The following is an 8,763-nucleotide window of genomic DNA, read 5'->3' as shown; positions in this document are numbered from 1 at the left end:
AATGGATCATTTAGAGCTACTAAATTAGAAAAACCTAATGTTTTATTATTTAATGTACGCTCTAAATCACTAAATAAGCCATATTTAAAAATTTTTTTATCGTCAAAACTTACTGCAGGAAACATTTACACCTCATACGCAAAATTGCTTAAACTAGCTAAAAACTATCATAACCACAAAAGATAAAGTTACGGTGTAAGTTTTTATATGTTCTTAATTTAAAATCTACAGTGAATTGGTCGATAAAATTTAAAGTAGGAAATCTCAGGCGCTAAAAAAGGCCACCATTTAGGTAGCCTTTGTCTATACGATTAAAATATATAGATCATTTTTTTTCGATGGTTTTAATGCAGGAGTATTTCCTGGTGTATCTTTGTTATCACGTCGACGTTGATCTACTTTACCTGTTGATTTAGCAATTGGCTTTGGACCTGGTTTAAGTGACATAATGTAATTCCTCTGTTTTATCTCCTAGATACTAACTAAAAGATTGCTTTAAAATTTTCGAAAGATAATTGAATCAAGCAAAACGTCTAACTTTAAAAGGAGTAATCTCAGTATCAAAAACCATATTCTCTGCTTCCCAAGTATCTAAATTTGCTTGCATCATTATCCATATACCAACACCTGTTCCTGTTGCTTCAGCTAGACGACGTGCCATAGAATGCGAACATTTAGCTTTACCATTTACAAATTCACTTAATGCTTTTCTAGTTATGCCTAAACTAGCCGCTGCTGATGTAATAGATATATTTCTTTCATCCAAAACCGTATGTTTGAAAAACGCTCCTGGATGTGAAGGCTTTCTCATTTTTTTCATATTATCCTCTAAAGCTCTTCACCTTTAGGTGAAGAGCTTAAGTAAAGGCGGCCTTATTTTTAATTTAAGACCATAATCAAGTTAACGAGCTTTTATTGATTTTCCATGATAATCGAGATAATCAAGAAAAACAGCTCCGTCATCTGTTATCTGAAAGGTAATTCGCCAATTACCGTTTACTTCTAAACTATAAACCCCTTTTCCAGAACCTTTTTTCTCTGAAAATTTATCTCGGTAAATAGCTTTCAAATCTGCTGGGTGATGTGATGCTTCAACAGCATCCAATATAAACCCAATATTTGTAATGTGATTAGGATTTAATCCACTTTCATCACCGTTGTAAAAGAATTTTTTAAGTCCTTTGTGAGAGAAACTTTTAATAGCCAAACTGAGGCCCTCCGCTTGTGATTAGTAAAATATTTAATGTTATTCATAGGTGATTCCTTTAGTTAAAGTTGTTTCAAATATGCCTAACTATTGAATATTCTTTATTTCACATAGGGCCATTATATTGCAACAACTAATCGTAACCCGTAACGTTGCAGGTGTCAACTAGTGGTTGTTAAATTAAACCTGAAGTTATCTTTCAAAATAAATGCACAAAATGACTCTTATGTTAAATAGACATTTTAACTATTAAAAATAGCAGTTACACCGAAAAATCAAAACCAAATACTCAAAAAAAACACCTTAAAGCATCAGTTTACCCCTTATTTATCCCCTGTAATTTTACAACCAATAACCGGCTAATTTTAGATGATTAATGGTGATCGGGTTTGGGCCTGTAAAATTAATGAAATGCTTAAAAGTAAAAGTTACCAGGCACAAGTCAAAAAATAATTACAGTGTAACTATATGTTTTTATGTGTGTCACAGTTACACTGTAATTATTAACCATTAGAAAAGGAAAACCCAATGAAAAAATCAGAATTATTAAAAACCGATCATCACATTCAACTAAATTGGCTAGATAACCAAATAGCAAAAACAACCGACGGCAAAAATGATTCTTTTTTTGATCTAAAAGTAGCGGTTCGTGCTTATGAAAAGTTAAAAAAGAACCTGATCCCGAGTGAACATGAGATTGAGCACTTTATGGATGTACAACTAAGCGACAATGGATTAAGAAGATTAGTTACCGCAATGAGGGTTTACCAAAAAAGATGTAATGCAGAACGATTACAGGTAGAAATAACCCAGTTAAACAAAGCTAAATTAGACGAATTGGTTTTATTATCTGGAAAAACAAAAATAGAAATAATAAATGCACTCATTTCAACAGCCAATATCGAAGACTTTAAAAACTCTAATAAGTAAAGATTCAGGCTGACCCGCGATAAAAGGTCCTAATAAATAACCGATATGTTTAATTATTAAATAAGGAAATACATTGAAAAAATTAATTGCGCTATCACTACTACCAATTCTGCTAACCGGCTGTGTCGGATATAAAATAAACCCAGCATTAACAAAAGAAGATGAAGCTACAGTTTTTCTTCTTTCGAATAAAGGTAATGGTGACATTAAACTGTTTAGCGTTAATGGGATAGAAATACCGGAAAACAAATCTTTGAATCGCGTATATGAAGTGCCTAAAGGGGAGGCTACCTTTGATTTGATATGTAAAGCTAAGCGCAATACCGGATATGGCCATTATATCGAAGCAACGAATAGAAGAACTTTAAGGTTTGATGCAAAAGCAGAAGAAAATTATAACTTTGTCCCTTTACTTAAAACGAACGAACAACAATATCAAAAAGAAACGTCTTTCGTACAATGTAATACCAGAACAGGAGAATGTAGTAGAGTATTAACAACAGCTATCGACTATAACGCTCGTTGCGAAGTTTGGATTTATAGTTATGACCATGGGAAAAAAATAAATACTAAAGTTGATTACATCATTAATTAAGAGATATAGACCTTTAGGAAAACGACATGGCAACAAAGTTACAGTGTAACTAAGGACCGTCAGCATTCGCCTACTTTTGAAATAAAATAGGTCTTCGCATTAGTACGAACTAAACAATAATAAGAGCTATAACAGCGTATAAATGATTTTATTTTTTTAAAACCTAAAAGAAGAAAATGAAGTCGCAAGCTCCTACTTTATACTTGCGCCTACGTTGCATGGTACCGCGTAAGACCCCACGCGGAACCAAAAGAAAAAGCTAGTAATAATTTGTTTTCGGCTACGCCGACCCCTACCCAAAAATAGGGTATTTTTATTCTTTTTGTCGAGTAGCGAATCACATTTTTTCGTGTGTTTTCGGTAGCCCTACGTGCCATCAGATACGCTTCTAAACGCCCCTCTCCGTCGATGACAATCAATTAGGTATATCTATCAGTTTTTCTGATAAACCCGCTTAAATGCGGTTCATTTGGCTTTTCTAGGGCTATAAGTGGCTATGCCTATAACCTGCCGTATTACGTCGTTTGCTAATTGATCCGTTACGCCAGTATTTGAGAACCCCTTGCTTACTGGTGGATGCAGTTCATTCCGTCCAAGATAGAACTATTTTAAGCTCACATCATGATTCCAAACGAAATATAGACAGATACAGTTTGATTTTCTCAGGGGAATGTTTAAAATTGCGGTAAGTCTTAAGTTTACCTAGTTCCCCTAAGAACTCTGTAAATGCCGAAATAGCCGCGCTACCAACGCGGCTTTTTCACATCTGGTGTTTAGGATATTATTTAATTGCTTAAAATAAAAGCCCTTTTTCCTTTTAAAAAAATTAACTTCCCCAGTGTTCTTTTAGAACAATATCAATAACTTCGTAGTTCCCTCAGAGAGCAATAAATCCATTTAAATTAAGTAATAAAATAAATTTTTATACGTATAGAATACATATTCTATACGTATACTATATATATAGTATACGTATAGAATACATATTTTTAATATTGATAGATTTATTATTTTATACGTATACTATATATATACAGTACGTATAATTTACGTATAAAATAAGGTTTTTAATATGATATATGTGATTTGTAATGAAAAAGGTGGAGCGGGTAAAAGCAGCATAGCTCAATCTTTAGCTGTTTATTTAAAACTAGACCATAACACTGATGCTTTGTTAATAGATGCAGATCCCCAAAGAACATCTGCGGAATGGGCGGGTGAAAGAAGTGAATCCGATTTGCCACCTATTCTATGTATTGAGCTAACAGGAAATATCACAAAACAGCTACAAACTTTAAAAGAGCAATATAAATCTATCGTTGTTGATTGTGGCGGAGCAGATTCTAAGGCTATGCGTTCAGCTCTTACTGTAGCGGATGTTGCTCTATTACCATTTAGAGCAAAAAGAAGGGACCTAAAAGTAGCCCCTGCAATGGCTGAAATAATTGAAATGGCTCAAGCTATAAATTCAAAGTTACAAACTTACTCTGTAATAACACAAGCGCCTACATTACCAAGCCAAAATTATAGAGTTTTAGGTGCAAAAACACTTCTTTCTTCTTTAGAACTTAACCCCTTAAAACACACAACTAGAAATCTTAACGCCTGGGATGATGCAGATGAATCTGGGCAAAGTGTTTTAGAGTGGGAATACGATAAAAAAGCAGGTGATGATGCCCGAAATGTTTTTAATGAATTACTAGAGGAAATTAAAAATGGCTAAAAATCCATTTGGAGATATAACAGCAAAAAAGAAAGCTACTAAAAAATTTATTGAAGATGCAAAAGTCGATGGGGAAATAGAATCGAATGTTCAAAACAGACGAGGAGCAAGTTATAAAGACCCAAAAACAGGTGAGAAAATAAAACTAGGCGGCAAAATATTACAAGTCCCATTAAACGAACAAGAGTTAAAAACATTAACTGAATCAGCTCAAGAAGAAGGATTACCGCTAGCAACTTTCCTAAGGAAAATTGCAATAAGACACGCTAAGAGTAAATAATTTAAATTCACATTTAATTGTTCAGTAATCATTTACTCGGCCATAAAAACCAAAAAAACATTTTCAACCTAGCAGCTATGCGGTGGAGACACCGTGAGAAATAGCAGCAAGGAATCAAATATTTTTGAGCGCAACGCCCCGCTATGTAGAATCCTAAGGATTCAATACATAGCGGGGCTTAAGATGGAAATAAGCAATTTAACGCAACAACATATGCGCAACAAAAAAATATTGCATCAATACAATGAATCGGATTAGAATGGAATTTCTTAAGCCCTTGTGGCAAGCCTAAATCCTATATGGATTTCACGTTGTTCCGAGCACCGTCTAACCAGGTAGAGTTATTAAATTCGTCTCGTGTCTTTGGGGGTATGTGCCCTAGTTAACAATACATCTGTCGCCACGTTAAACCGACAGCCCGATCTCAAAGAATGGGAATGCCAATAGAGTTGTTTAACAACGTTTTTCACTGCGTGATGTGAACGAAATAGGTAGAACAGTCAACCTGCTAATCGAAAAGTAGCAATCTGGCGAACGGCATAGCCGTCAAATGCATTTAAGCATTTGCTAGTTCTTACAAATTAAAATCACATTGTAATAGAGAGTTTTTATGGCTGACTTTGATCCTGTAGCTGCAGGTGAATCTGCAAAAAAAGAAAGGAAGCTCCGCAATGGCCGTAACTACACCAAGCGTCCTTCCAAGCTTGAGCCGTTTCGCAATGAGATCGCAAAAATGTACATTTACGGCTACTCTCTCGATCTGATTTCCATATACCTACACCAATCGCATGGACAAAAAGCAGCACGCAGCACCATACAACGCTATTTAAAATCAATTGGAATAACGCGTAATGGCTAGAGGACATTTTGCCAAATCAGAATCTCAGGCAGCTTCAGTTATGAAAGAGATACAGGGCAACGCAATAAAATCTCTTGGCTCTGTCAGAAACTATGAACAGCAACTAAAAATTTGCTGTGATTACATGAAAGAAAACCGAATGGGCGGCTTACGAGACCTCACACCAGAAGATGCAAAATCTTACTTGGAACTAAGGGCTTCTGAAAACTCTCAGAGCACTGTAGACATGGACCGACAGGCATTACAATGTATGATGCAGCATGTCACGCACAAACTCGGAGTTAAAGAAAATTTAGATGTTGTAAAATCTGAACTAGAAACTATTGAAAAATCACGTTCTTACACACCAGAGCAAGTACATAGGATCACTGAACACCAAACAGACCGCCATGCGATTTCAACTGAAATATGCCATAAAGCGGGACTCAGAGCCCATGAACTGTACACACTGAGACCATCAGGAGAGGTTCAACCAAGCCCACGAGAGGTTCATCCTGATAAGTTTTCTAACATGACCGAAAAAACAAAGTGTTACACTGTAATAGGGAAAGGAGGATTAATCCGTGAAGTGCGAATCCCTAGCCAGCTTGCAGCAAGATTAGAGTTGCGAAAGTTAGACGTACCGAAAAATGTTAGTGACAGGGGCATAAATTACAAGAGCAGCTACGATATTGCAGCAGGACATAGATTTTCAGATGCATTCAGTAAAGCAAGTGATCGTGCCCTTGGATATAGTAATGGTGCGCATGGGTTACGCCACAGCTACGCACAAAACAGATATGAACAGCTCGCAAATAATCTTCCTAGGTTAGATGTAATGAAGTGCGTATCTCAGGAGCTAGGTCACTTCAGACCAGAAATAACAGAAGTTTATCTACGATGAAGTGGGCTTTTGTAGCACTAATTTTAATCGTCGCCGGTCTTGCCCTCGGCTCTCCTTTTCTTGATTTCCTAGCACCAAATGAAAAAATATGGCTAGTAGATCTGACAAATGAGAAAGATATAAAGCTATTGGCCAACGGAGCAAAAACTCTATGGTACCAATGGCAAATATGGCTCTATATCGCTCTGTTTATCCTCCTTATAGTAACGATAGGAAGCCTAATATCTGAATTTATCAAAAGCTTCGTCGACCAACAACTATCAGAAAAAAAACAAGACTTGAACAAACAGATCGCAGAACTAAAATGGTCTAAATCTGAATTTGAAAAGAAAATGACTCAAAAAATACAGAAAGAACTTGCCTGGGAAAGAAACTCGATAGAGATAATGACTCAGGATGCTCTAGATAAAGAGCAACGTGCGACGGTTGCACTTACTAGGGCTGAACGTATCAACAAAGCAACCAATCACAGCCTCAATGCTCAGGATCGTAAAAACCATAGTAAATTATCTCAACGAGATCGACTCAGTGGGCAAAAAATAATAATCGTAGAGTACCTAGATAAGGTCGAATGGAAAATTCCTGATGGTTCACGTCTCACATATGCAAAATTACTTGAACTAGCTAAAAACTATCATAACAATAGTAAGTAAAGTTATAGTAAAAATTAATGGTGAGATCTTAATTAAAAACCTGCGATGCTATATTAAAATAGGAAGCATAGCACCGATTAGATAGTCTTTTTTTACTATAATTCTTTCGTACACAAAAGAAATTTATCCACATTATTCTCGAATTTACTTTTACACTCTTTAACCGGTGTAGCACATCCCACAAAGTTTTTAGTTTTAGTACATTTCTTTATTTCCGCTACATATGCTTCTTTAAATTCTTTCGTCATTTGTAGAGGAGCCGAAGATAATAAATTAGGTTCAATATCAATAGCCTCACTAATAGCTGCAGAAGCTCCATTTAAAGAAAAAGTAGTTTCTTTAAATCCTCCTGTGCTTAAGTAATACCTAAATAATATAGTATCACCTTTCATAATAAGCCCTAAATCAACAGAAATACCTTCTTCACTTTTCCCATGCCATATTAGAAAATTAACCCACTTAGGCGACCAGTCATAAGCGTTGAACCCCATTTTTTGTAGCTTAACTTTACTTTGTAAATTTGTAGGTTCATTTTTATCGACTCTAAAAATAGGGGGTCTTTCCCAATCAACTTGATCGAACACATCATTTGAAAGTTTGAAATTAGCCCAAACCTTTCCACCTTTAGACAATCTATATATTGAAAATTTATGACCTAATGGATTATTAACTTCAGCAGTTTTTTTTATTTGATCAGTCATCGAATCTACTTTCGATGTGACTTTCCAATCAGCTACTGAATATGAGCTAAAGAAAAACACAACAAAAGAAATAATTATCTTTTTCATAAAAATTCTTTTTTATATAATTTTTTATTAAGTTAATTATTTAATAATACTACTTTTTATCTTATTTTTTATAAAAACATCACAAATGGCCAAGTATTCACTATCAAGAGTGAATCTATGAGCATCTTTTTATTGGATAGGTTCTTCATTAGAAACGACATCATAACGAGTATCATCACTGGTAACGTCCATTTTTTGGATAACCATTTCATATAACGACCCTGACATTGTAGAGTAATACAACTTCACTATATGATTGTTTTCGTTGTTGTAATTATCAATAAGAGTTTTAATTTTTATAATATTGTCTTTGTTAAACCTACAACCTAAAATTATTGCTACTAAAGCTTTAGCTTCAAAGTTATGTATAAGTGATTTTGATGGTGCATAATACCTAAATTCTTTTTCGTAAGACCAAGCATCAGACTTAGAACAGATTACATCACCTAGCTGAGATTTTAACTCTTCTTTCGTAGTACTGTTTTCAAAGAATCTTACTTTTGCTCTACGATTAGAATATTGAATATCACTATATTTATAACTTTCACCATTAAAAAGTTGAGTCTTATCAAAACAGTAGCAAACCCCTTTATGTTGTTCTGCATAATGGGCCCACATTAAAGGTTCATTTGGTGTTCGCGTAAAACACGTAACTACATATTTACTCAACTCAGAGTCAATAATTCCCTTTACTCTCTCTATACACTTCGCTTCTTCAACATTATTTTTTGATAAATTGTTAAATCTTTCAGTAGAACTGAAATAATGAACATAACTGTATGAAGCTTCAAATGGATCATTTAGAGCTACTAAATTAGAAAAACCTAATGTTTTATTATTTAATG

At 34.7% G+C, this 8,763-nt stretch carries 12 protein-coding genes; 7 read left to right on the top strand and 5 right to left on the bottom strand.

The features are described 5' to 3' along the window. Positions 1-303: 303 nt before the first annotated feature. The 3 genes from V6256_RS14115 to V6256_RS14105 all read right to left on the bottom strand — a co-directional run bounded on the left by V6256_RS14115 (position 304) and on the right by V6256_RS14105 (position 1,207). Positions 304-447, bottom strand: coding sequence for a hypothetical protein (locus V6256_RS14115; RefSeq protein WP_341598868.1), 144 nt, complete (start codon positions 445-447; stop codon positions 304-306). Positions 448-520: 73 nt separating this feature from the next. Next, positions 521-820, bottom strand: coding sequence for a HigA family addiction module antitoxin (locus V6256_RS14110; RefSeq protein WP_341598867.1), 300 nt, complete (start codon positions 818-820; stop codon positions 521-523). 81 nt (positions 821-901) lie between these two features. Continuing rightward, positions 902-1,207 carry a type II toxin-antitoxin system RelE/ParE family toxin gene (locus V6256_RS14105; RefSeq protein WP_341598866.1) on the bottom strand — a complete coding sequence of 102 codons (306 nt, stop codon included), beginning with the start codon at positions 1,205-1,207 and terminating at the stop codon, positions 902-904. A gap of 528 nt (positions 1,208-1,735) precedes the next feature. On the opposite strand from V6256_RS14105, the gene V6256_RS14100 reads away from it, so the two are divergent. The 7 genes from V6256_RS14100 (at position 1,736) to V6256_RS14070 (ending at position 7,130) form a co-directional block, all read left to right on the top strand. Then, positions 1,736-2,137: a hypothetical protein gene (locus V6256_RS14100; RefSeq protein WP_341598865.1), complete on the top strand. Its 402-nt coding sequence runs from the start codon at positions 1,736-1,738 to the stop codon at positions 2,135-2,137. 73 nt (positions 2,138-2,210) lie between these two features. Further along, positions 2,211-2,732, top strand: coding sequence for a hypothetical protein (locus V6256_RS14095; RefSeq protein ID WP_341598864.1), 522 nt, complete (start codon positions 2,211-2,213; stop codon positions 2,730-2,732). Between the two features lie 1,072 nt (positions 2,733-3,804). Continuing rightward, a complete protein-coding gene (locus V6256_RS14090) occupies positions 3,805-4,455 on the top strand; it encodes a nucleotide-binding protein (RefSeq protein ID WP_341598863.1) in 651 nt (216 codons plus the stop codon). After that, positions 4,448-4,735: a hypothetical protein gene (locus V6256_RS14085; RefSeq protein WP_341598862.1), complete on the top strand. Its 288-nt coding sequence runs from the start codon at positions 4,448-4,450 to the stop codon at positions 4,733-4,735. The genes V6256_RS14090 and V6256_RS14085 overlap by 8 nt, the downstream gene beginning before the upstream one ends. Positions 4,736-5,345: 610 nt before the next feature. Further along, positions 5,346-5,594, top strand: coding sequence for a hypothetical protein (locus V6256_RS14080; RefSeq protein ID WP_341598861.1), 249 nt, complete (start codon positions 5,346-5,348; stop codon positions 5,592-5,594). Positions 5,595-5,718: 124 nt separating this feature from the next. Continuing rightward, positions 5,719-6,477, top strand: coding sequence for a site-specific integrase (locus tag V6256_RS14075; RefSeq protein ID WP_341598860.1), 759 nt, complete (start codon positions 5,719-5,721; stop codon positions 6,475-6,477). Continuing rightward, the gene (locus tag V6256_RS14070) at positions 6,474-7,130 is read left to right on the top strand and encodes a hypothetical protein (RefSeq protein ID WP_341598859.1); all 657 of its coding nucleotides are present in this window, start codon (positions 6,474-6,476) and stop codon (positions 7,128-7,130) included. Before V6256_RS14075 ends, V6256_RS14070 begins: the two co-directional genes overlap by 4 nt. 95 nt (positions 7,131-7,225) lie before the next feature. Here the strand turns inward: V6256_RS14070 and V6256_RS14065 are convergent, their stop codons facing one another. Together V6256_RS14065 and V6256_RS14060 are read right to left on the bottom strand one after the other, a co-directional pair. After that, positions 7,226-7,918: a hypothetical protein gene (locus V6256_RS14065; protein ID WP_341598858.1), complete on the bottom strand. Its 693-nt coding sequence runs from the start codon at positions 7,916-7,918 to the stop codon at positions 7,226-7,228. Between the two features lie 129 nt (positions 7,919-8,047). Then, positions 8,048-8,763: DUF2971 domain-containing protein (locus V6256_RS14060; protein ID WP_341598857.1), on the bottom strand; the 716-nt coding region annotated here is incomplete at its 5' end.

Origin of the sequence: Psychromonas aquatilis, assembly GCF_038155185.1 — a bacterium.
Classification (GTDB): Bacteria; Pseudomonadota; Gammaproteobacteria; order Enterobacterales; family Psychromonadaceae; genus Psychromonas; species Psychromonas aquatilis.
Note: the sequence above shows the minus strand (reverse complement) of the source record. Positions and strands in the feature narration are given on the sequence as shown.